Genomic DNA, 22,175 nt, shown 5'->3' with positions numbered 1-22,175 from the left:
CCATGACCTTCACTGTCCCCACCATTCAAGACATCACCCAGCCCGCACTGGCTGCGAGCCTGCAGCGCCAGCTGGACAACAAGACGAAGCCGCTCGGCTCGCTCGGCCGCGTCGAGACACTGGCGCAGCGCATCGGCCTGATTCTCGGCAGCGAAACGCCCGAGTTGCGCGAGCCGCGACTCGTGGTGTTCGCCGGTGACCACGGCCTGGCCGCGCACGGCATCTCGGCCTATCCGAGCGACGTGAGCTGGCAAATGGTGGAAAACTTCCTTGCCGGCGGCGCCGCGGTGAGCGTGCTCGCGCGGCAGCACGGTATCGGGCTTACCGTGGTCGACTGCGGCGTGCGCCACGACTTCACGCCCCGGCCCGGGCTGGTTATCAACAAGATCGCCCCCGGCACCGCCGACGCTTTGGAAGGCCCGGCCATGAGCCCCTCGCAATGCAAGATGGCCATGGCCAACGGCGCCGCGCTGGTGAAAGAACTGCCGGGCAACGCCTTGCTGCTGGGCGAGATGGGCATCGGCAACACCTCTGCGGCCTCGCTGCTGCTGGCCCGGCTGACCGGCCTGGACGTGGCTGATGCGACCGGCGCGGGAACCGGCCTGGACGCCGAAGCAGTGGAGCGCAAGATCACCATCTTGCGTCAGGTGCTGGCACGCCACCCCGATGCCAGGGCTCCGCTGGAGGCGCTAGCGGCCTTTGGCGGTTTCGAGATTGCTACCATGACGGGCGCGGTGCTGCAGGCCGCGGCCGAGCGGCGCGTGATCGTGGTCGATGGCTTCATCGCCAGCGCCGCCGTGCTGGTGGCCAGCGCCCTGCAGCCTGCGGTATTGCAGCGCTGCGTGTTCGCGCACCGTTCGGGCGAACGCGGCCACGCGCTCATGCTGGCGCACCTGAAGAGCGAGCCGCTGCTGGACATGGGCCTGCGCCTGGGAGAGGGCTCTGGCGCCGCGCTGGCCTGGCCGCTGCTGGTCTCTGCCTGCGCCATCCTGCGCGAGATGGCCAGCTTTGATGCGGCCGGCGTTTCGCGCAGCGAGGTCGGCTCGGTGATGTCATGAGGAGCTTCGTGCGGCACTACCTGCTGGCGCTGCAGTTCTTCACTCGCGTGCCCGTCACCGGACGGCTGGCCGACTGGGTCGGCTTCAGCCCGGCCATGCTGCTGGCCAGTGCCGCCCACTTTCCCGGCGTCGGTTGGCTGGTCGGCGGCCTGGCGGCTGCGTTGTTCGCGCTGCTGTCATGGGCGTTGCCCCCGCTGCCGGCCGCACCCTGGGTGGCCGCAGCGCTGAGCACCATCTTCAGCGTGCTGCTGACCGGCGCTTTCCATGAAGACGGCCTGGCGGACCTTGCCGATGGTCTGGGCGGCAGCCCCGACCGCGAGCGTGCACTGGACATCATGAAGGACTCGTGCATCGGCAGCTACGGCTCGCTGGCGCTGGTGCTATGCGTGTTGACCAAGGTCGCCCTCCTGGCCCTGCTGGCCCAGTACAGCGTCGCGCTGGCCGTGGCGGCGCTGTTCGGCGCGCACGTCACATCGCGCCTTGTGCCGCTCTGGGTCATACGCACGCTGCCGCATGTCGGCGACACGGCTCGGTCCAAGTCCAAACCGCTGGCCGACGGCATTGGCAACGCCGGGCTTCTGGCCGGGATTACATGGTGGCTGGCGGCGATGGCACTGCTGCTGTGGTTGCAGCCGGCCGCGCCCTGGCCGCAAGCGATATTGGGCACGCTGCTGGCTTTGGCATGGATGTGGCGCCTGCTCAAGCGCCGGCTGCAGGGATTCACAGGCGACGGCCTAGGCGCCACGCAGCAGGTCAGTGAAGCGGCGTTCTACCTCGGACTCTTGCTGGGCTTGCCCGCATGAAACTCTGGCTGCTGCGCCACGCGCCGGTTCAACTCGCGCCCGGCCTGTGCTACGGCGCCAGTGACGTGCCGGCCGACGATGCCTTGAGCCGGCGCGCTGCGCAGATGGCCGCGGCCATCCTGCCACCGGGGGTGCCGGTCTGGGTGTCGGGGCTGTGCCGGGCGCAGCAACTAGCCACATATCTGCAGTCCGTGCGACCCGACCTGGCGCCGGCGCGCGTCGATACGCGGCTCAATGAGATGAATTTCGGCCGCTGGGAGTTGCAGCCCTGGGGCGCGGTGCCGCGCGCGGAATTCGACGCCTGGCTGGCCGACTTTGCCAACCACCGTTTTGGCGGCGTGGAAAGCACTCAGGGCGTGCTAGACCGGGTAGCAGCGGTGCTGGCTGAATTGCAAGCCTCGCTCGGCGCAAATGGGCAGGCCGTGTGGATCACGCATGCCGGCGTCATACGTGCGGCGCAGCACATCGCGTCATGCGGCGCCAATCCGATCCCGACTGCCGGCCAATGGCCGCGCTGGTCCCCCGCCCCCGGCGAGTCGATGAGTCTGGTGATCGGAGGGACAGGTTGAGGGACTCGACATCGTTGTTGATTTGCTTGATGCGAGTAGTCGCCTTCGCCACCGATAGGTCCAGCAAGGCTGCCAGCACAATGCCCTGCCAACGGTACCGCTCTCAGGGTGCATGCGCGCCGACTTGTTCGACGACTACACCGAGCATTTCGCACCCTCGGCGCACCGTCCGCTCGACCGATGGATATAAGTGACTTGATTCCGTCCAACGCCACTGGACCGTCAACGTTCGCTGAAGGCGCAGTCTTTTCCAATTCGTCGCCCCTGAGAAACTCCAAGAATCGAGCATTGATGCGGGTTAGTGAGGTGTTGAAGTGGCCCGCAGGTTGCCAGAATTGAGGCTATCAAAGCCCCAAACCTTGCAAACTCATGGCACTGCGCGAGACCCAACATTCGGCTGAAACAGATCTGTTTCGCCAGGAACTGGCCAATCTCATCAACCTGCGCCACCCGCTGGTGCAACTGGCCCAGAAGATCGATTGGCAATCTTGCGAGCAGCGCTTTGGCGGCCTGTACAAAGCCGGCATTGGCCGCCCCGGCCATCCCATCCGTCTGATGGTCGCTCTGCAACTGCTCAAGCACACCAGCAACCTGTCGGATGAAGAAGTCGTGGCGGTGTGGGTAGAGAACCCGTACTGGCAGCACTTCTGCGGCGAGCAGTACTTTCGTCACGACTTCCCCATTGACCCCAGCTTGATGACCGGCTTTCGCAAACGCATTGGCGAGCCCGGCTGCGAATTCATCCTGGGCCTGACAGTGCAAGCAGGTCTGGCCACCAAGACAGTCGTCAAGACCTCGCTGGCTGTGGTCAATGTGGACACCACGGTGCAGGACAAGGCCGTGGCCTTCCCCACGGACGCCCGACTGCTGCACAAGGCGCGCGTGGCGCTGGTGCGCCAAGCCAAGAAACTCGGCATCAACCTGCGCCAAAGCTACGAACGGGTCGGCCAGGCAGCCTTCGTGCGCTCGCAGCGCTACGCCCATGCCCGCCAGATGAACCGGGCCAAGGCCCAGAACAGAAAGCTGCGCACCTACCTTGGCCGCGTCATTCGGGACATTGAGCGCAAGATGCAAAGCGATGACACGCGGACCGGGCGGATGGACAAGTTGCTGGAGATCGCAGCGCGCATCCACAGCCAGCCCAGACGGCGCAGCGAGGGCGATCCACCCAAGCTGTACAGCGTGCATGCCCCGGAAGTCGAATGCATTGCCAAAGTGCGACGTGAAGTCGCTTACATCATTGTCTCGCCCGCTCACAAGGCTGGTGACGAGACCGGCCGTTCCGTTGGCCGTAGCCTACCTGTGCATGCGTCGCCGGCAACGGCGGCGTGTGAAGCCACGGGGACAACGTATCGGGCCTTCGGGCCGCGCCGGCTTCTGCGAGGAAGCAGCGTCACCTGCCAGCGTCAACGCGGGTGGGATGCCAGGCTGAGTGGCATGGTCAACAGAAGTGAACTGCTGCAGGCATCGTTATGCATGACAAGCCAAAGATGCTGACAGGCTTGAACCAAAACGGTACGTGGTCGGTTGCTCCTCCCTTTGTTACGGAGCACGCGGACATGAAGACCATCGGTGTACAGGCAGGACCTACCCCACGCGTTGTGATGTATGCGGAACACGGTAAGCCCGACGCGCCGCCGGAGGCGGCAGGTCAACCGCAAGGAAGGCTGATGGCGCAGCGGGTAAAGGAAAGCGGAGAAAGCGAATGCTGCCCTGTAATGGGGTGGATACGGGTTGCGACATCACCCGGCGCGAAAGCGAGCCCACTTCCGCGAGGTCTTCCATGGCGAGAGAGCCTGAGAAACCGCGAACAGGAGGAAGGCAGATGACGGCGCCTATACATGCGGCGAAAGCCGCAGTGACCAGCGTTGGTGCGCCTCCGACCGATGATGTGACATGGGACCAGATTGACTGGCACCAAGTCACTGAAGAGGTTTCGCGGCTGCAGGTGCGTATCGCCAAGGCCGCACAGGCTGGCAGGTGAAACAAGGTTCAGGCCTTGCAACGCCTGCTGACCCGCTCGCGCAGCGGCAAGCTACTTGCCGTCAAGCGAGTGACGCAGAACGCGGGCAAGAGAACGGCCGGTATTGACGGCAAGATCTGGTCAACGCCGCTGTCCAGGTTGACGGCGACACAATCACTGAAGCACAGGGGCTACCAAACGCAACCGCTGCGGCGCGTGTACATCCCGAAGAGCAACGGAAAGAAGCGCCCATTGGGTATTCCGACCATGCGCGATCGGGCAATGCAGGCGCTATGGCTGCTGGCGCTGAACCCCGTTGCAGAAACCACGGCCGATCCGAACTCGTACGGCTTCAGGCCCCGACGTTCGACGGCCGATGCCATCGAGCATTGCTTCAACATCCTCGCAAAGCGGTCCTCCGCCCAGTGGGTGTTTGAAGGCGACATCAAAGGCTGCTTCGACAACATCAGTCACGACTGGCTGTTGAAGAACATCCCGATGGACAAGGTCATCCTGCGCAAGTGGCTGCAAGCTGGATTCATGGACAAAGGTGTGTTGTTCCCCACCGAAGCCGGAACGCCGCAAGGCGGAATTGCTTCGCCAGTGCTGGCCAATATGGCGCTGGATGGGCTGGAAGAAGCGGTGCGCTCGGCCATCGGCCGCAGCAAGACGGCACGCCAACCAGCCAAGGCGCACGTCGTGCGCTATGCGGACGACTTCATCGTGACCGGCGCGAGTCGGGAGCTGCTGGAACAGCGGGTCAAGCCGGCCGTTGAGGAATTCCTCGCGGCACGGGGTCTGCAACTGGCGCCCGAGAAGACGCTGATCACGCATATCTCCCGAGGCTTCGACTTCCTCGGTCAGAACGTGCGCAAGTATGGGGACAAGCTCCTGATCAAGCCGGCACGCAAAAGCGTGAAGGCACTGCTGGACAAGGTTAGGGAAGTACTGGGGAAGAACAAGGCCGCCACGCAGGCTCAGGTGATCATGCTGCTCAATCCGATTCTTCAGGGTTGGGCGATGTTCCACCGGCATGTGGTGGCAAAGGCGACCTTCGCACGAGTCGATCATCTCGTCTGGGCCAAGCTATGGAGGTGGGCCAAACGCCGGCATCCAGGCAAGAGCACGCGCTGGATCAAAGCGCGGTACTTCTGCCATCTTGGTCTACATGACTGGACATTCGCTTGCTACGCCACGAGCGACCCGCAGGCAAGGCAGTTCGTGCTCTTCCGAGCAGCGACGCTGCCGATCAGACGTTACTTGAAGGTTCGCTGTGACGCCAACCCATTCGACCCCGCATGGGCCACCTACTTCCAGCGCCGTTCATATGCCGGCTGACTGCGTTGTGCATGACTCGGTCCGATCATGGGCCGTCGGAAGGCTTGAGCCGTGTGCTGGGAAACTCGCATGCACGGTTCTTAGGGGAGGGCCTGCCGGTAACGGCGGGTCCTTACCCGACGGCAAGGCACGAACGCCCTACGAGTTCGGCGTGAAGGTGAGCATCGCCACGACCTTGAAGGAAGGTCTGGTGGTGGGCATGAGGAGCATGCCGGGCAATCCGTATGACGGCCATACGCTGGCCGAGACGCTGGAACAGGTAGGCATCCTCACAGACAGCAAGCCGACGACGGCGATCGTGGACAAAGGCTACCGGGGCGTGGAGGTCGAAGGGGTGCGGATTCTGAGATCGGGTCAGAGGCGCGGGGTCACCAGAGCCTTGAAGGCGATGATCAAGCGGCGCAGCGCCATCGAGCCGGCCATCGGGCACATGAAGATGGATGGCAGGCTGGGCCGCAATCCGCTCAAGGGTGCGCTGGGCGATGCACTGCATGCGGTGATGTACGGCGCGGGTCACAACTTGAGAATGATCCTGGCGAAGCTGCGGCTTCTTTGTGCTCAATTCGGAGTCACGATGCAGGCGCTGTGCGTCGCGCTGCGCGCTTGCATTTGCTCTGATCGTATAGCAACCACCTGAAAACTGAATTGTTCAGGGCGGACTCATTAATACTAATATCTGAGTCGCAACTTCGCAACTTCGCCACGTCGCTTGAGCCTTGGCAAGGAGTGTTGACCTTTGTCAAATTCAACCGCACGTTCAAGCGCATATTAGAGATGAGTTGTTACTGATGTAACGCTTAAATCCAGCTGCATCAGCAAAGCGACTGTTTTTAGGCTTCCCCCGACTCCAGGGTACCAACCGGAAGAACGAAATGATTGAGAAAAATGCGATTGCCAAGATAAAGTCCAATCGCCCGGGCTCGTTCGTAAACGAACACTTCGCCGGCAGGGAGCAAACGTACCAGTTGAACACCCATCGGACGATGTATCTGCACGTCCAAGAGTTGCGGGTGTGCCACGAGATGGGCCTCGTATGCAATGGTCTGGCATGCAAGGGAGATTGCGTGTTCAGCGCAGGCAGTGCCAGGTCTGGACTCCTACCCGCGGCATCGCTCTGTGTGCGCGGCCATGCAACGCTCGAAGGTGGGTCGATTTCGGTCATCGGGGCGCCCGGCACCCAATCGCGCGAGTTCAGCATCGGCTTCAATGCGCTCGATGAAGAGATAAGGGCGCAGCGCCAGACATTGGCGCGCAAGCAGGGTACGACGGCACGCTATACGCACGTCACGTTAGGCTACATCCATCGTCAATCGGACATTGGTAACGATGGCTGGTTCGTTGAATGCGAACTTGCCAGTGACACGCTGCAGGCCATCTCCAGCGCTGTGTCTTCCGGCACACTGCGCGCCATGACTTTAGGGCTGGCGTTGCCAGAGGCCTATTCGGATGACTGGAGCCGGCCATCTGCGCTGACTGACTGGTTCTTGCGGCCGAATCCCAAAGACAACCGCATTGACGCGCCGCAAATGGCCCATGGCGATATCACCCGCCTCAGCTTCGACTTGGCCTCGGTCGACCTGCACCGTCCGCCCGAGGAAGACCCTGAGCAGAATGAGTTTCAGGACACGAGCCCTGAGATGATGGCTGCGTAACCAGGCCATCGGGCGACTGCTGGGTAAGTGCTTGCGGGCAACGTCATTTAAAAGAGCCATGAACCTGAAACAAGCTCCATTGTCCAGGCCGGCAGGTTGGAAATCAGTTTGCCTCGCAGCAGTATTTCTCGGTGTGGCCTCATCGATGCTGCCGATGTCGGTCGGCGCAGGACAAGGCAGCGCCAGTTTTCAGATTTCCCTGAGGATTGTGGCGCGCCCGCCGGCGCCTCAGGTGAGCCAGCAGGTTATCTCCGCGGGGTCGCCCGGTTACCCACCGCACCCGATGTTCAAGAGCCAAGTGATGACCGAGCAGAAGTCCGGGGATAAATTCATCGTCCTCAAGACTGAGTTTTAAGGCCGAGTCGGCTCGCCAAGCGTGGACCGGGGCTGGTTTTCCCGCGTCTCTTGGCAACCAATACGGGTCTCTCTCCTTCAATACCGGGACCACGCGGCGTCGTTTGCCTGCGTCAACACAACAGTCTCCCTTTCCCCAGGTTCGTCCCCCAGTCTGGCCTTGCCCCTGTTGTCCGCACTCCATAAGCTGCCCATTATGCGGACTTCCTGTCTTGCTGCTGGGCCGCGATCCAGCGTTGCTCAAACGTCATTGGGCTGACGTAACCCAGCGTTGAGTGCAATCTTCTGTAGTTGTAGAAGTTCAGCCAGTCCACCACCTCGTCCATGGCCTCGCGCCGGGTGCTAACCCTCGGTGTCGCACTGTGCGCACAGGTCACCGGCCAACCGTTTGATGGTGGGCAGACGCAAATCCGTGAGCATCATGCCCAGACGGGGCGAAGTTGGAATAACTGTAGTTGTCGTTGTTGACGCTGTAATTGACGCCGTGCTCATAAGGCCACCTCAAACAGGTCGTCATAAACGGCCAGCGTTGGCAGTGTCACGACCACCTGCGGGACATCTCCTTTGGGCGGTGCCAGCAACTGAGTCAAGGCGTTGAGGTCCGGCATTTGGTCCAGCTCAATTAACTGCTCCAGTTCCTGGGCCAATTGGGCTTCATGCCCGTCAGCGGCCAGGACCAGCAGGCCCACCATTGTTTTGCAGGCTTCGCGTTCAGGCCTTTGGGCGGCCAGTCGCTCCCATGTCTGGCGATACACCGCACGAGGGAAGGCGGCATCGCGCAGCACCCAGCGGGCAAATGCACCAGGCTCGCGTTTCAAAGCACCCACCAAATGCCGGTAGTCGATTGCGCGCCCAACGCGCTGCCCCTGAGCAGGCCTTGCTCTTGGTAACTTGAGGACGCATTGGCCGCCCAGCCAGCACTCCACATGCTGGGCATACTGGCGCACCATCAGCCGGTGACCAATGAGCTGGCTCGGCACGCTGTGCAGAACCCCCTTGAGGGTGAAGACGGCGCATTTGCTGACCCTGGCAGGAATCTCTTCAAACTCGGCGGTGCGGCGCACCGGCAAGGGTTTGAGCATGGCGCGCTCGGTGACCAGGAACTTGGCCGCACGCGTATTCACGTGTCTCACGAAACCATTTACACCGCCATCTACGCCCAGCCGCGTGGAGAGCTGCGCCGCCAGCTCATCGCCTACCTGCGTCAGGGCCGTGGCACGCACCTGCCACGCATGCGAGGAGACAGTCGCCGTGGCCAGATCCCCGAGATGGTGAGCATCCACGTGCGCCCGCCCGAGGTGAATGATCGCGTTATGCCGGGGCACTGGGAGGGTGACTTCCATCTTGGGGGCGGGCAACAAGTCCTCGGTGAGCGTGCTGGTGGAGCGTACGAGCCGTCTGGTGCTGCTGGCGAAGATGATTGATGCCACAGCAGGCTCGGCGCTTGCGGGCTTTACTGCCAAGCTGAATTCGGTTGCAGCACCGATGCGTCAGAGCTTCACCTACGACCAGGGCAAGGAGAGGGCCTGCCACAACGAGTTGAGCGCCGCCACGGGCGTGAGGGTCTACTTCTGTGATCCGCACAGCCCCTGGCAGCGTGGCACCTGCGAGAACACCAACGGGCTGCTTCGGCAGTACCTGCCCAAGGGTACCGATTTGAGCGTCCACAGCCAGAAAGAACTGGACCTGGTCGCCGACAGCCCGAACAACCGGCCCCGCGCTACGCATGGCTTCAACACGCCTTTGGCGGTGTTCGCTCATATGCTCGCCCTGGCACAGCAACCTTCGGCTTCGATTCATTGACCAACCGGTTGCGCCCCAGACTTCAAACCGCCCATTCAATATGGCTGCAGGCTCGCCTTTATCACCGGCGACGATCTGTAGCCATCGCACATATTTGCCCATGACGCCTTTCATAGGTCCGTCCGAACCATCGGGTGCGAAATTGATCTGAATGTGTTTACAGCGCGTGGCGTTTGCTGGCGTCTTCGCACTACGTCCGCGTCAAGCCGATAGCCATGAAAGTGAAGTGCGCCCTTGTCCCTCAGCTTCAGTACCTCTTTGATATTGCGCTTTCCCCGCCAGCCCTTGATCGTCAAATATCCGTGATAGAAAGCTGATATTGATGCTCGGCCGTTTGTCATTAACATCTGCTCCCAGTCGGCCAGCATCGGAATGAATTCGGCCACCAAACATGGCTCACGCTTGCTCATGTCGTTCCCACATCGTCCACAGTTTCGAAGGCTCAGATATTCTCTATTGTTAGCCACAATTTCTCCAAGATCCCTTGGTAAGACGAGAGGAGCGAGACACCTTTCGCAGTGATTTTCCATGAAGCACCCGTGCGCGGGGCAATAACTCCACGTCGCGAATTTCCATTGAACCGGAAAGTAAGCCGTCAGCTGACCGCCAAGGCAAACAGGACAATAGCGAAAGCGTGGCACTCCTTCCATAGACAGCAGCATTTCCGGCGCCTGCCGATATACGCGATCGTAAGAAGTAAGGACCGCATGTGAGGCGGCAAAGCAACCTCTATCGAGGCCGCAAAGATCCGATACCCAGTCCATACTCAGGCGTGAGAATTTGACATCAAGATCGCGTTTGCCGCCGAGTCCGAGCAATTTCGTGATCTCTTCGGGCGTTGATGCTTGCGACAACGCCAGCCTGCATATCCAGGAAACGGGGGCCTCATCAAGAAATGGAGCCGGGCACCCAAACAGTGCTTGCTCTGTAGTGCTCATTTCAAAACAGGTCCAGTTGCCGCGGATTGATAGCCATAAGGGACGGGGTAAACGCTTTCACGACGCCACCGCTCCCAAAAAGGCGCGAGAGCAGCCAGGTGGCAACATCGGTATCGTTAGCGCGAAAGCTTCGTTTGGCCAGCGACACCAACTCGCCCTCTTGTACTTCAGAGCTCAAATCCCTGTCCAGTTCCAACCGCGCCAAGCGCTCCAGACCCCGGATGCAGATTTGCTGCGACCGTGCAGTGGTCAGCTTCCGAGTGGAATGATCCATTGGTTTAGCAAACGGGCCCGGCCGGGCGCCAAAGGCCCGAACAATTTGGAATACTCCATCCAGGGAAAGAAAGTCCAGCCAGGCCGGAACACCGGGCCACTTCCAGATGCCCTCGCCCGCGAGCCGATTGGCCAAGTAAGTGTTGTATTGCCACAGCAGGGATTCAGGCGCCCAGACGTTCTGGGAATTCGAGAGCCCGATCAGTCGCATGCACCGACACATATCGATCGCTGGCCTGTCCCACACGAGGGAGCGCCCGCATTGCGCGCAGAAGTCGACCATGTTGACATGATGCACTGGACAGACGGTAATGTGCGCGAACTCCCAAATGAGCTGGCAGTAGCCAGTCTCTCTTACGCACAGCGGACAAAGTTGTGGCTTCAATGTTGAGCGAATCGCCGTCGAGCGCAGGATTGTTTGGCCATTCATCACAACGCTCGGCCGCCCGTTCCATCTGCCCGGTGCCGCGAACGCGTCCATCAGTCGGTGCTTGTCAGTACTTGTCAGCCACGCCAATAATGGACTATCCGAGGCGCGCAACGCGCCCCCCTCGGGAACTCCTGCGGCGTGGCGCAACCAAGCCAGGGAGAGCTGATTGCGTGACGTGGCGCGGAGCAAGTAGCTGGCCGCAGACTCCCCTTGACGCCAGCTAATGACGACGGGCAAAGGTTCACTAGAGGTAGGGGTTGTCAAAGACATGATCAGCCCCAAAGACGCGGGTAAACGCCAGCGCCAAGTCCTCAATCGAAAGAGACATTCGCTTGGCATCAACAGCGATCATCACCGCCTCAGTCACCATCCGTTTGAACCGCCGCATGTTTCCATTGGTAACAAGATGCAAACGCTTCGGCTCCCCCTTTTCCAGCAATTTTTCCAGCCCAAACGTTCTGGCCCCTGCATCTGCGAATGACTTAACGAACGACAGCCACTGCAAGTTGGGCTCAAAATACTTGAGCTCAAAAACCTGCAAGATGCGATCAGCGAGTGCCGCATCTACCTTCGACAAGTCTTTCAAACCCGCTCGCCCCAAAAGGACAATTCCAGTGCGACTCTCGTCCATTATTGCGCGCAGTACGTCAGTAGCTTCGGTTTCCTCATCGCCGATGGATTCGCGCCTCATTTGATGAACTAGGTGATGAGCCTCGTCGATAAAAAGCATTCTGGTTCCCCTTTGTTGCATCGCCTCCATGGCAACGCCAAGGCGGCTGTAGACCCGACGCGCAGAGGACTTCAATGGGTACTTGTAGGCAGCCAAAATGGATCCAACAATCTGGCCGGCAGTGGGCCGCCGGGAAAGCCGGATCTGAACGGCGCCATAGCCGCGCTCATAGAGAGTCAAGCCCGGTTGAGTCTCGACAAATCTCTGGCCCAAGGTGGTTTTCCCCGAGCCGGTCGGCCCGATGATCATGCTGCCAATTGGCTGCGAAAATTGCCCCGACAACTGAAACTGACGGTCCAATGCGGCCGTTACCATTTCGGCGATTGAAGACTGCACATAGACGGCATCAATGTCTCGCCCCTTCCAGATCGCCTCGGAAGAGTATGTAGCGAGTCGGCGCTTGAGCACCTCGAAGTCATCCTCTCCATCGAGGTCGAGATGTACATATTCTTCCAGCAAATTATCGTGAATCGATGTGGTATCGAGACTCATGCGCCCCTCCGGGAGTTGTAGGTATTGAAAGTGGGAATGGCGCGAACGTCGATATCAAACTCGTCGTCTGCCACGATGATTGGTGACGAGGCGAGACCAGCCGCGTGCACAGAATTCGCTGCGTCTTTAGGCCCCGGCTGAGTCCTCAGATTGGATTCCTGCCCCAGCACTTTGGCGGAAGTAACGCCCGAGAGCACTCCAGCATCAAACTCCCGGATCTTGTGTCTGGTAGGCAGTTTGATCGCGTTTTGCCAAAACTCATGCATCCGCAGGCGCGTCGCCTGCAACGTGTCATATGCGCCAGAGACCTTGAGCTTTTCGCGAGCATACTTGCGGATCTGCAAGTGCTGGTTCCAGCTCAGGCCAAGGGTATATTCAGGAATACGGCTGAAGGACGTGATCCACGACTGGTCGATCGGGTTCCGGATGGATATCTGGTTTATATCGTCGGGATCCCACTTGACTAAGGTCTTGATGCGCTCGCCGGTACGTTTGCGCATCGCCAGCAATTCCCCGCCTCCATAAGGAATCCCGCGCAACTCAACGCCGCCCGGACCAACGGTGAGTTCGGCCGACATCCCTGAGACCAGTCGCAAGTCGTCCCATGTCCCCGGATAGTTGACCGGCGGGCAACGCTCCAGGCCTTCTGCGAACTGGTCATAAGGCCGCAGCAACTTGCGCTCGTTGGGATTGAACGGATATTCATCGACAACGTACATCAGTAGGCCACGCACTAGATCTGAGAAGTAGATACAGGCGTCTGAGTACGGGTCGTAGCGTGGAATATTTGCCTTTGATTGATGTACGCGACCCTTGGTTAGCGTCAGAAAGTTCAGGTTCCCAAAGAAGCGCTCAACCTTAGGCTTGCTCCAGGGGGTACGAACGCGGCAGTACATCAAATCAATGCCCAACGTCCAACTTATGAGCTTGAATACCTTGGAGTGAAACTCCAATCCATTGTCTAAAGCCCATTCGTCCCCTAGCCCTTCAGCAAGCCACGGGTGTTCCAACTCGACGCCTGCACAAAGACCGACTTTGGGCATGACTGCATTCCGAAGTACGCCGCACACGCTTGTGACGCCCGGGCCATAGAAGCTGATGTAGAAGCCAAGCACGTAGCCGCTGAAAGAGTCAACGACCACAGTGAGCACAGGCCGACCAAGCGGTATCGATGTCCTGTCATCAAGTACAACCCAATTGAGGGGGGTGTGATCCACCTCTACCCGCTGCAGGACATACCAACTGCGCGAGCCCTTGAACGTGGTGCGCATGACAGCCCTGGCACGATCGGCGCCTTCGCGCGAACGTACCCTGTCGTAGACGTCGACGTCCAGAACGCGCTTGGCCACGGTTGAGTAGCTGACCTTGCCGTCCTTTTCCTCCACTTCTCCGGCTTTCACGAGCACGGTGAGCTCGCGCGCGATCATGTCAGCCGCATGGCGGATCGTCAGCCGATTGAGATTGAAATATTCATTTTTCAGAACCCGCCGGATCACTTCTTCGACCCGTGGCTTTAGACGCTTATGACGCCTGCGGCGCAGGTTGCCGTCGACAAGAGCCCATGGCGAATTTCCCGACTTTTCATAGTCCCTGCACCAGTCCATCACACTGGAAGCGCTTGGCGGCTTCTCGTCCTCGATATTCTTGGCGATCTTCGGAATGAGGTCCTGGATTTTTTTGCGCATTCCGCGCCGGAGCTTCCTTTTTCTGATGCCCTCTACGTAGGCCATCTTCCGGGTGACCACCTGAAGGTCACGCTCAACCAGCGTTGACAGATCCCTCGGGCCAACATCGGCAAGTTCCTCAGGCGGGCTGGAATTGGGAACATCGATCAGTATTCGCCAGTGCTTGTCCCATATGCCATTTAGAAGGTCAGTTCTGCGCATTGTCTTGGGACGGCGCGTCAAGGTCTCCTCCAACACCACGTCGTCCTCGACGAGCCGCATCAGTTCGTAAGCCTTGTCACCATGGCTTAGCATCAATCCACTGTGCAAAGAAAATTGCATGATCGCCCTCCAGGAATTTGTGAATGGAATGGATTAGGGTGTCGCCGGCAAGGTTAAAAGGCGGTGGTAGGACCAACCTCCTGCGGGCAACTAGGTGAAGGACATGGGGGAGGCTCACGCCGGTCATCTCGCGCAAGGCGGCTAGCGCGATGCCTTGAGGACAGTTGTCCACCGCCTCGACGGTCGCGGCGGATTTGGCGCCGTCGAAACAAGCCTTGTTGTAGCGCATGAGCATGCTCACCCGCTCGTTGATGCCTCCCGTTTGCAGTTGCTTTTCCGTGCTGACCAAAAATGTCATGCCAGCCTCGACTGCTTGACACTTAGCTTGGTCAAATGTGTCCCGGTATTCCTCGACTTTGTGGCTGTGCTTCACCTCCACGACGATTTTCTGGCCGCTTACCAGTTCGACGAGGTAGTCGGTGGTGTATCGCCGCTGGCTCGCCAGTTCAAACACAAACGGCTGGTGAATAACCGCTTTGGTCCAGGGGAACAGTGTGGCCCGACGCACGAAGTCTCGCTCAAGCTCAGACTCGCACTCCACGGGTGCCGTGAGGGTATGGGGTTGGTTGATGACGCGCACGGTGCGATGGGGCGCGCGTTTCACGACCTTACGATTTGACGGTTTCATGCTTTCTCCAGGCAAAGGTTGTCTCATCCCGGCAACAGTTGGGATTTAGATCGCTTGACTTTGGGAGGAGTACTGGGGAAACTGGCGTTGCTTCGACGTATCAGTTTTTCTGTGTACTCCTCAAGACGGCTGCCCTTTAAGGTGGCCGTTTTGGGTTTTGGGGCCCAATCTGCCCTCTATTTATTTACTTCGGCATGTCTTGAATCCTCTGGGCTGCAGATGAGTCAGCGGCGATGTATGCGGCCACCGCTGAGGCCGCGGCGAATCTTCCACGTCTTCCTTTCAGTGTGAATAGTTGTAGCGAGACGCGCCCGTGTAAAACGGCCCGCCTGAACGCATCGGCCGTCGGAAAGTGCAAGACCTTCCAAAGTTCCCCAGCAGGCACCAAAGGTCCGTAGCGTTCAAGGAGGAACGCCTGTACCTCCTCTTCCAGGGTCGTTGGTTTTGCTTGGCTGGGCTGTGCTTCGGGTCGGTTTTTCTCGCGCATCCTTCAAATGTCGCGGGACTATAGGGGACTTGGCAATCAAGATTCAACCTGGGCGGTCGTACCTTTGCTCCATTGATGCGTTCAATTCAATTTGCACATCGATCATCGGCGTAAATATGAAATTCGCACACCCCATGCCTTCAGGCATGAGTCGCCCAATTAATGTCAAAATTGACATTCGCGAAATCATCAATTCTTGTTGGATTGAGCCAACGTGCTTGCGAGAGGCATAACCGTGGTTAGAGATGCCGTTTCCATTTCCTATAGCATCAACTTGGCTCGAGCCGCCGCCGCCGCCGTGCGGCTAATCTCAGTCGCAGCAGCGCCGCTGGGCCTCAGCCCGGCAGCGGCATCAGTGCTTGTTGCACTGGAGAATGGCCAGCCAGCCAACTATCGTTCGATTGAAATGCTTACTGGCCTGGGCCGCACCAACTTGATTGGCCACCTCGGTCATTTAGAGCAAAACGGATTTGTCTCCCGAATCAAGCGTGGACAAGGACAATCACTGACCAGCTTCAGAATTACTGAGTCAGGGAAGAAGCTGCAAAGGGTGCTGGTTTGGAAGATATTTCAGCAGGAAATAGGCCTTCGCAAGTACATACCAGAGAGAGACGTGCGACGCCTTGAGGTGGCCTCTATAAAATTTGTCACCGCAGCCATTGAGCACATTGATAGCGAGGCAACCACGGATCGGATCCACGGCGTTCCCTCGCGGGCGGGCAGAACAGGGGCACGCCCAACTCCAAGAGTCAAGGTTGGCGGCTGACCTTACCCGGCTCGACATATTGTTGGACAAATATCGTTGGGCACTAGGCATCAACCGATCCGTTCGGGTTGAAGTTAAGTTGAGGTACGCCACGAAGCATTGGAACCAGGCGGCATTTGCCCCTGACGCACAACTTTGCCTGATCCGACGTAGGTATTCGCAGTTATTTCTGAAATTTTGTTCGACCACCTATTTTCAACATCTTGCTTGATGGTGTCCTCAAAAGTCCGAGGGCGCATCAGCCCAAACTCTTGACCGCCTGTGAGAAAACCCAAGCGCGGCAACAAGTTACGTTCACTGGCTTGTCAAAAATGTTCACAATTAAGAGCGAAAAGTTCTGAACTGACCCAGAATCGACACCGAGAGCCGGCATCTGACCCGAAATTGCGTTGCCGGCTATCGGCGCCCCTTGAAAATCCGCTAAAAACCCTTATCATTAGCACTCGACCGCATTGAGTGCTAACAAGCGCTCGATCCAGCGAGTTGGCAGGCAGTTGCTTTCCGGTGGCTGCTTTTGATTCCCAAACCCATTGTTTTAAAACAAGGAGCACTTATGAAACTTCGTCCTTTGCACGACCGCGTGATCGTCAAACGCGTTGAAAGCGAAACCAAGACCGCCTCTGGCATCGTGATCCCCGACAACGCCGCCGAAAAGCCCGATCAGGGTGAAGTGCTGGCCGTTGGCCCCGGCAAAAAGAACGACAAGGGCGATCTGAGCCCCATGGCCGTCAAGGTCGGCGACCGTGTGCTGTTTGGCAAATACAGCGGCCAGACCGTCAAGGTCGATGGCGACGAACTGCTTGTCATGAAAGAAGAAGACCTGTTTGCGGTCGTCGAGAAGTAATTTCCCGCTCTTTCACACGTTATCAATCAACTGAATCTGGAGAATCAACATGGCAGCAAAAGACGTCATTTTCGGCGGCGAAGCCCGCGCGCGCATGGTCGAGGGTGTGAACATCCTGGCCAATGCAGTCAAGGTCACCCTGGGCCCCAAGGGCCGCAACGTGGTGCTCGAGCGTTCGTTCGGCGCCCCCACCGTGACCAAGGACGGTGTGTCCGTGGCCAAGGAAATCGAACTGAAAGACAAGCTGCAGAACATGGGCGCGCAGATGGTCAAGGAAGTCGCGTCCAAGACCTCTGACAACGCCGGCGACGGCACCACCACCGCCACCGTGCTGGCCCAGGCCATCGTGCACGAAGGCATGAAGTACGTGGCCGCCGGCATGAACCCGATGGACCTCAAGCGCGGCATCGACAAGGCCGTGGTCGCTTTGGTCGAGCAGCTGAAGAAAGCCTCCAAGGCCACCACCACCTCCAAGGAAATTGCCCAGGTTGGCTCGATTTCCGCCAACTCTGACGAATCCATTGGCAAGATCATTGCCGATGCGATGGACAAGGTTGGCAAGGAAGGCGTGATCACCGTGGAAGACGGCAAGAGCCTGGACAACGAACTCGACGTGGTTGAAGGCATGCAGTTCGACCGCGGCTACCTGTCGCCCTACTTCATCAACAACCCCGAAAAGCAATCCGCACTGCTGGATAACCCGTTCGTGCTGCTGTTCGACAAGAAGATCAGCAACATCCGCGACCTGCTGCCCGTGCTCGAGCAGGTGGCCAAGGCCGGCCGTCCGCTGCTCATCATTGCCGAAGAAGTCGAGGGCGAAGCCCTGGCCACGCTGGTGGTCAACACCCTGCGCGGCATCCTGAAGGTCGTGGCTGTCAAGGCCCCGGGCTTCGGCGACCGCCGCAAGGCCATGCTGGAAGACATCGCCATCCTGACCGGCGGCAAGGTCATCGCCGAAGAAGTCGGCCTGACGCTGGAAAAAGTCACGCTGGCTGACCTGGGCCAGGCCAAGCGCATCGAGGTGGGCAAGGAAAACACCACCATCATCGACGGAGCCGGCGAAGCCAAGGACATCGAAGCCCGCGTCAAGCAGGTGCGCGTGCAGATCGAGGAAGCCACCTCCGACTACGACCGCGAAAAACTGCAGGAGCGTGTTGCGAAACTCGCCGGCGGCGTGGCTGTGATCAAGGTCGGTGCGACCACCGAGATCGAAATGAAGGAAAAGAAGGCGCGTGTCGAAGACGCCCTGCACGCTACGCGCGCTGCGGTGGAAGAAGGCATCGTGGCCGGTGGCGGTGTGGCGCTGCTGCGCGCCAAGCAGGCCGCAGGCACCATCAAGGGTGATAACGCCGACCAGGACGCGGGCATCAAGCTGGTCCTCAAGGCCATCGAATCCCCGCTGCGCGAGATTGTCTACAACGCTGGTGGCGAAGCCTCTGTCGTGGTCAACGCCGTGCTGGCCGGCAAGGGCAACTATGGCTTCAACGCAGCCAACGACACCTATGGCGACATGATCGAGATGGGCATTCTGGACCCGACCAAGGTGACCCGCACCGCACTGCAGAACGCCGCCTCCGTGGCCTCGCTGATGCTGACGACCGAAGCCATGGTGGCCGAGTCCCCGAAGGACGAAGGTCCTGCTGGCGGCGGCATGCCCGGCGGCATGGGCGGCATGGGCGGCATGGGCGACATGGGCATGTAATCCCGCACTGACCGACTTCGCTGGTCCAACCAGCGAAGCAGGCCCCAAAGCCCCCGCAGGTTGCACGACCTGCGGGGGCTTTTTACGTGGAAACGCCCGCGGGAAAGCGCACCGTTACCAGCAGGCCGTGCGCCTCGTGCGGGTTGGCGGCGAGCTGGATTGTGGCGCCAAACGCGCGTGCGATCTCCTGCACGATCGCCAGTCCCAGCCCGGTACCCTCGGTGTCCTGCGCGACGCGGTAGAAGCGCTCGAACACGCGCTCCATTGCCTCGGCCGGAATGCCTGGCCCGTTGTCTTCCACCGTCAATTCGACGACCGCGCCGGCCACGCGCACGCCCACCGTTACGCGCCCGCCCTCCTGCGTGTAGCGCAGCGCGTTCTCCAGCAGGTTGGTCACCAGCGCATCGAGCAGCGCGGGTTGCGCCTGCACCGCCGCGGTCCCCGCAGCCTGCGGTGCGTCTAGGCCCAGATCGATGTGACGACGATCCGCCAGCGCCGCCAGCTGTTCCACGCTGCGCAGCGCCACCGCGGCGAGATCGACCCGCTCCAGGCGCGTGTGTGCATCGCCATGCTCGGCCTGCGCCAGCAGCAGCAGCTTGTTGGTCACGTCCACCAGCCGGCGGTTGCTGGTCTGCATGGCCAGCCACAGCGTGTCCATGTCGGCGCGGCGCGTCTCCCAGTTCTGCCGGTGCGCTCGCGTGTAGCGCGCGTACTCGATCTGCGAGGCCTGCAGCGCCAGCGGCGTGCGCAGTTGATGCGCCGCATCGGCAATGAAGCGCCGCTGCGCCTCGGAGTGCATCTTGAGCTGGCGCACGAACCGGTTGATGGTCTCGGCCACGGGGCGCAGCTCCGTGTGCAGCGCATGCGCATCCACCACGAAGTCCAGGTGCAGCGGGTCGCGCTGCGCGAGCTGGCGGCTCAGCCGCACGACCGGGCGCAGCTCCCAGGTCAGCGCCAGCGTCGTCAGCACAATGGCCAGCACCAGCGCCACCAGCAAATACTCCATGGACGGCCACCACAAGGTGCGCAGCATGTGGTCGCGGCTGCCCGTGGTCTTGCCGACCGCAATCGTGACATCCCGTGCGCCGCCCACGTCGTACATCGAGCGCTGGGTGATCACCGCGCGCACGCGCAAGCCGTCGAATGTGGCGTCATACCACTGCGCCCGGTCCACCCCTGCGAGTCGCCGTGACGGCGGCATGGGAAAATCCGGCGAGCCTGCCAGCAGCCGCCCATCGGCGCCCGTCACACTCAAGAAGACGCGGTCGCGGGCGGGCGAGACAAACAGACTCAGCGCCGCCGGCGGCACGCTGGCCCGGATGTCATCGCCTTCCCAGATCAGCCGGTCCGACAACACCTTGGCCGAGGCCAGCAGGTCATGGTCCTGCACGTAGTCGGCCACCTCCGCGGCGTTTTGCCAATTCAGATAGCCGCAGACCGCCACGAACACCGACAGCGGCAGCAGCAGCCACGCCGCCAGGCGCAGGCGCAGGCTAGCCATCGTCGCGAGTTCGCAGCAGGTAGCCGACGCCGCGCAGGGTGATGATGGTGGCCTGGCTGCCCTCAAGTTTCTTGCGCAGGCGATGCACGTACAGCTCGAGCGCGTCGGCACTGGGCTCGTCGTCCAGGTCGAACAGGCCGTCGATCAGCGTCTGTTTGGGCACGGTGCTGCCGCTCCGGAGCATCAGCGTCTCCAGGAGCGTGCGCTCGCGCGGCGGCAGCGCCAGTTCATGCCCGGCCAGCGCGAACTGGCGCGTGCGCAGGTCGTAGTGCAAATCGCCGCAGCTCATGTCATTGGCCTTGCCCGGCACCTGGCGGCGCACCAGCGCCTTGATGCGCGCCACCAGCTCGCGGGCTTCAAACGGCTTGACCAGATAGTCGTCGGCGCCGATTTCCAGGCACTGCACCTTCTGGTCGAGCGATGCGGCCGCGGTCAGGATCAGCACCGGCACCTCGTCGCGCCGCTCGCGCAGCCGGCGCAGCACGCCCTTCCCCGAAAGGCGCGGGATGTTCAGGTCCAGCAGCACCACGTCGTAGCGCGCCTGCTGCAGCTGGCGGTCGGCGGCATCCCCGTCCTCCATGTGGTCCACCACGAAATTCTGCTCGCGCAGCAAGCTGGCCAGCCAATGGGCCAGCTGCAGGTTGTCTTCGATGAGCAGGAGCTTCATGGGAAAGGCGGCTCGGTCAATTTTACAAACTAGGGTTAACCATGAGAAATTTCGCCAGCGGGCGAAAGCTGCCCGAAGGATGGCATTTCCTAGACTGGCAGGGTCCTGCGGCGCCAGTGCTCGCAGTCCTTGTTCATCACCCAGGAGATTACACACCATGCGTCCTTCACGCCGTACCCTGCTCACCGCCGCCCTTTGCACGGCCCTGGCCGCCGCCGCTCCCCTCGCCCAGGCCGCCGATGCGCCCATCACCATCATGGTGGGCGGCATCAACAAGATCATCTACCTGCCGGCCAAGCTGACCGAGGCGCTGGGCTACTTCAAGGACGCCGGCCTGAGCGTGGAGCTGCAGTCGCAGCCCGCCGGCGTGGACGCCGAAAACCAGCTGATCGCCGGCGCCGTGCAGGGCGTGGTGGGCTTTTACGACCACACCATCGACCTGCAGAGCAAGGGCAAGGAAGTCCAGGCGATCGCAGTGTTCTGCAAGGTGCCCGGTGAGGTGGAATTGGTCTCGACCAAGGCGGCGGCTGCAGGCTTCAAGAGCATGGCCGACGCCAAGGGCAAGACGCTCGGCGTGACCGGGCTGGGCTCGTCCACCGATTTCCTGACCCGCTACCTGGCCGATCGCCAGGGCGTCGCCTCGAAGGATTATTCGCTCCTGCCGGTCGGTGCGGGCAACTCCTTCATCGCCGCCATCAAGCAGGACCGCATCCAGGCCGGCATGACGACCGAGCCCACCGTGTCGCAGATGCTCAAGACCGGCGACGCCCAGGTGCTGGTGGACCTGCGCACCGAAGAGGGCACAAAGGCGGCGCTGGGCGGCCTGTACCCGGCGGCCAGCCTGTACGTGCAAAACACCTGGGCCGAAGCGCACAAGGAGCAGGCTTCCAAGCTGGCGCAGGCCTTCGCGCGCACCATGGCCTATATCCACACGCACACGGCCGAGCAGATTGCCGAACTGGTGCCGCGCGACTACTACGGCAGCGACAAGGCGCTGTATGTGCAGGCGCTGAAGTCCTCGCTGCCGATGTTCACCAGCGATGCGCGCATGCCCGCCGGCGGCCCGGAAACGGTGCTCAAGGTGCTCGCGACCTACAAGCCGCTGGTCAAGAGCAAGAACATCGACCTGTCCAAGACCTACACCAACGCCTACCTGAGCGCCCCCAAGTAA

18 protein-coding genes and 4 pseudogenes are annotated in these 22,175 nt (G+C 60.6%); 13 read left to right on the top strand and 9 right to left on the bottom strand.

What is annotated here, in order from left to right; all coding sequences use genetic code 11:
* The first annotated feature begins 2 nt into the window (after positions 1 to 2).
* The 8 genes and pseudogenes from cobT to EUB48_RS03005 all read left to right on the top strand — a co-directional run bounded on the left by cobT (position 3) and on the right by EUB48_RS03005 (position 7,738).
* The gene (gene cobT / locus EUB48_RS03045) at positions 3 to 1,058 is read left to right on the top strand and encodes a nicotinate-nucleotide--dimethylbenzimidazole phosphoribosyltransferase (RefSeq protein WP_142817561.1); all 1,056 of its coding nucleotides are present in this window, start codon (positions 3 to 5) and stop codon (positions 1,056 to 1,058) included.
* Positions 1,055 to 1,861, top strand: a complete 807-nt coding sequence (locus tag EUB48_RS03040; RefSeq protein ID WP_142817560.1) for an adenosylcobinamide-GDP ribazoletransferase — start codon at positions 1,055 to 1,057, stop codon at positions 1,859 to 1,861. The genes cobT and EUB48_RS03040 overlap by 4 nt, the downstream gene beginning before the upstream one ends.
* On the top strand, positions 1,858 to 2,430 hold the full coding sequence (locus EUB48_RS03035; RefSeq protein ID WP_142817559.1) for a histidine phosphatase family protein: 573 nt from the start codon (positions 1,858 to 1,860) through the stop codon (positions 2,428 to 2,430). Before EUB48_RS03040 ends, EUB48_RS03035 begins: the two co-directional genes overlap by 4 nt.
* A gap of 369 nt (positions 2,431 to 2,799) precedes the next feature.
* The gene (locus tag EUB48_RS03030) at positions 2,800 to 3,927 is read left to right on the top strand and encodes an IS5 family transposase (protein WP_142817558.1); all 1,128 of its coding nucleotides are present in this window, start codon (positions 2,800 to 2,802) and stop codon (positions 3,925 to 3,927) included.
* Positions 3,928 to 4,135: 208 nt separating this feature from the next.
* Positions 4,136 to 5,731, top strand: a pseudogene (ltrA, locus tag EUB48_RS03020) (group II intron reverse transcriptase/maturase).
* A gap of 121 nt (positions 5,732 to 5,852) precedes the next feature.
* Positions 5,853 to 6,368, top strand: a pseudogene (locus EUB48_RS03015) (transposase); the annotation flags it as partial.
* Positions 6,369 to 6,603: 235 nt separating this feature from the next.
* A complete protein-coding gene (locus tag EUB48_RS03010) occupies positions 6,604 to 7,383 on the top strand; it encodes a hypothetical protein (RefSeq protein ID WP_142817556.1) in 780 nt (259 codons plus the stop codon).
* Between the two features lie 58 nt (positions 7,384 to 7,441).
* Positions 7,442 to 7,738 (top strand): hypothetical protein, encoded by a 297-nt coding sequence (locus EUB48_RS03005; protein ID WP_142817555.1) that lies wholly within the window; start codon positions 7,442 to 7,444, stop codon positions 7,736 to 7,738.
* Positions 7,739 to 7,931: 193 nt separating this feature from the next.
* Here the strand turns inward: EUB48_RS03005 and EUB48_RS03000 are convergent.
* Positions 7,932 to 8,087 (bottom strand): annotated as a pseudogene (locus tag EUB48_RS03000) (IS3 family transposase); the annotation flags it as partial.
* Between the two features lie 138 nt (positions 8,088 to 8,225).
* Positions 8,226 to 8,819, bottom strand: a complete 594-nt coding sequence (locus tag EUB48_RS21975) for a Mu transposase domain-containing protein (protein WP_420821427.1) — start codon at positions 8,817 to 8,819, stop codon at positions 8,226 to 8,228.
* Positions 8,820 to 8,858: 39 nt separating this feature from the next.
* On the opposite strand from EUB48_RS21975, the pseudogene EUB48_RS02990 reads away from it, so the two are divergent.
* Positions 8,859 to 9,540: pseudogene (locus tag EUB48_RS02990) on the top strand (IS30 family transposase); the annotation flags it as partial.
* A 110-nt stretch (positions 9,541 to 9,650) separates the two neighbouring features.
* On the opposite strand, the gene EUB48_RS02985 reads toward EUB48_RS02990, so the two are convergent.
* Genes EUB48_RS02985 through EUB48_RS02965 form a run of 5 tightly spaced genes read right to left on the bottom strand, consistent with a single transcriptional unit; the run spans position 9,651 to position 15,037 of the window.
* Positions 9,651 to 10,478 carry a TniQ family protein gene (locus EUB48_RS02985; protein WP_142817553.1) on the bottom strand — a complete coding sequence of 276 codons (828 nt, stop codon included), beginning with the start codon at positions 10,476 to 10,478 and terminating at the stop codon, positions 9,651 to 9,653.
* A 1-nt stretch (position 10,479) separates the two neighbouring features.
* On the bottom strand, positions 10,480 to 11,451 hold the full coding sequence (locus EUB48_RS02980; RefSeq protein ID WP_168226686.1) for a TniQ family protein: 972 nt from the start codon (positions 11,449 to 11,451) through the stop codon (positions 10,480 to 10,482).
* On the bottom strand, positions 11,426 to 12,403 hold the full coding sequence (locus tag EUB48_RS02975) for a TniB family NTP-binding protein (RefSeq protein WP_142817551.1): 978 nt from the start codon (positions 12,401 to 12,403) through the stop codon (positions 11,426 to 11,428). Before EUB48_RS02975 ends, EUB48_RS02980 begins: the two co-directional genes overlap by 26 nt.
* Positions 12,400 to 14,409 (bottom strand): integrase catalytic domain-containing protein, encoded by a 2,010-nt coding sequence (locus tag EUB48_RS02970; RefSeq protein WP_142817550.1) that lies wholly within the window; start codon positions 14,407 to 14,409, stop codon positions 12,400 to 12,402. The genes EUB48_RS02975 and EUB48_RS02970 overlap by 4 nt, the downstream gene beginning before the upstream one ends.
* Entirely contained in the window at positions 14,366 to 15,037 is a 672-nt protein-coding gene (locus EUB48_RS02965) for a TnsA endonuclease N-terminal domain-containing protein (protein ID WP_142817549.1), read from the bottom strand. Before EUB48_RS02965 ends, EUB48_RS02970 begins: the two co-directional genes overlap by 44 nt.
* Positions 15,038 to 15,759: 722 nt before the next feature.
* Here EUB48_RS02965 and EUB48_RS02960 point away from each other — a divergent pair.
* From EUB48_RS02960 to groL, 3 genes are all read left to right on the top strand, one after another.
* A complete protein-coding gene (locus EUB48_RS02960) occupies positions 15,760 to 16,290 on the top strand; it encodes a helix-turn-helix domain-containing protein (protein ID WP_142817548.1) in 531 nt (176 codons plus the stop codon).
* A gap of 553 nt (positions 16,291 to 16,843) precedes the next feature.
* On the top strand, positions 16,844 to 17,134 hold the full coding sequence (groES, locus tag EUB48_RS02955; RefSeq protein ID WP_077563207.1) for a co-chaperone GroES: 291 nt from the start codon (positions 16,844 to 16,846) through the stop codon (positions 17,132 to 17,134).
* A 49-nt stretch (positions 17,135 to 17,183) separates the two neighbouring features.
* The gene (gene groL, locus EUB48_RS02950) at positions 17,184 to 18,836 is read left to right on the top strand and encodes a chaperonin GroEL (protein ID WP_142817547.1); all 1,653 of its coding nucleotides are present in this window, start codon (positions 17,184 to 17,186) and stop codon (positions 18,834 to 18,836) included.
* Between the two features lie 82 nt (positions 18,837 to 18,918).
* On the opposite strand, the gene EUB48_RS02945 is transcribed toward groL, so the two are convergent.
* Positions 18,919 to 20,337: a sensor histidine kinase gene (locus EUB48_RS02945; RefSeq protein WP_142817546.1), complete on the bottom strand. Its 1,419-nt coding sequence runs from the start codon at positions 20,335 to 20,337 to the stop codon at positions 18,919 to 18,921.
* Positions 20,330 to 21,004 (bottom strand): response regulator, encoded by a 675-nt coding sequence (locus EUB48_RS02940; protein ID WP_142817545.1) that lies wholly within the window; start codon positions 21,002 to 21,004, stop codon positions 20,330 to 20,332. Before EUB48_RS02940 ends, EUB48_RS02945 begins: the two co-directional genes overlap by 8 nt.
* Positions 21,005 to 21,161: 157 nt before the next feature.
* Here EUB48_RS02940 and EUB48_RS02935 point away from each other — a divergent pair, with 157 nt between their 5' ends.
* Complete coding sequence (locus EUB48_RS02935; protein ID WP_142817544.1) at positions 21,162 to 22,175, top strand: ABC transporter substrate-binding protein; 1,014 nt, start codon at positions 21,162 to 21,164, stop codon at positions 22,173 to 22,175.

This window comes from Rhodoferax sediminis, from assembly GCF_006970865.1.
Classification (GTDB): domain Bacteria; phylum Pseudomonadota; class Gammaproteobacteria; order Burkholderiales; family Burkholderiaceae_C; genus Rhodoferax_A; species Rhodoferax_A sediminis.
Note: the sequence above shows the minus strand (reverse complement) of the source record. Positions and strands in the feature narration are given on the sequence as shown.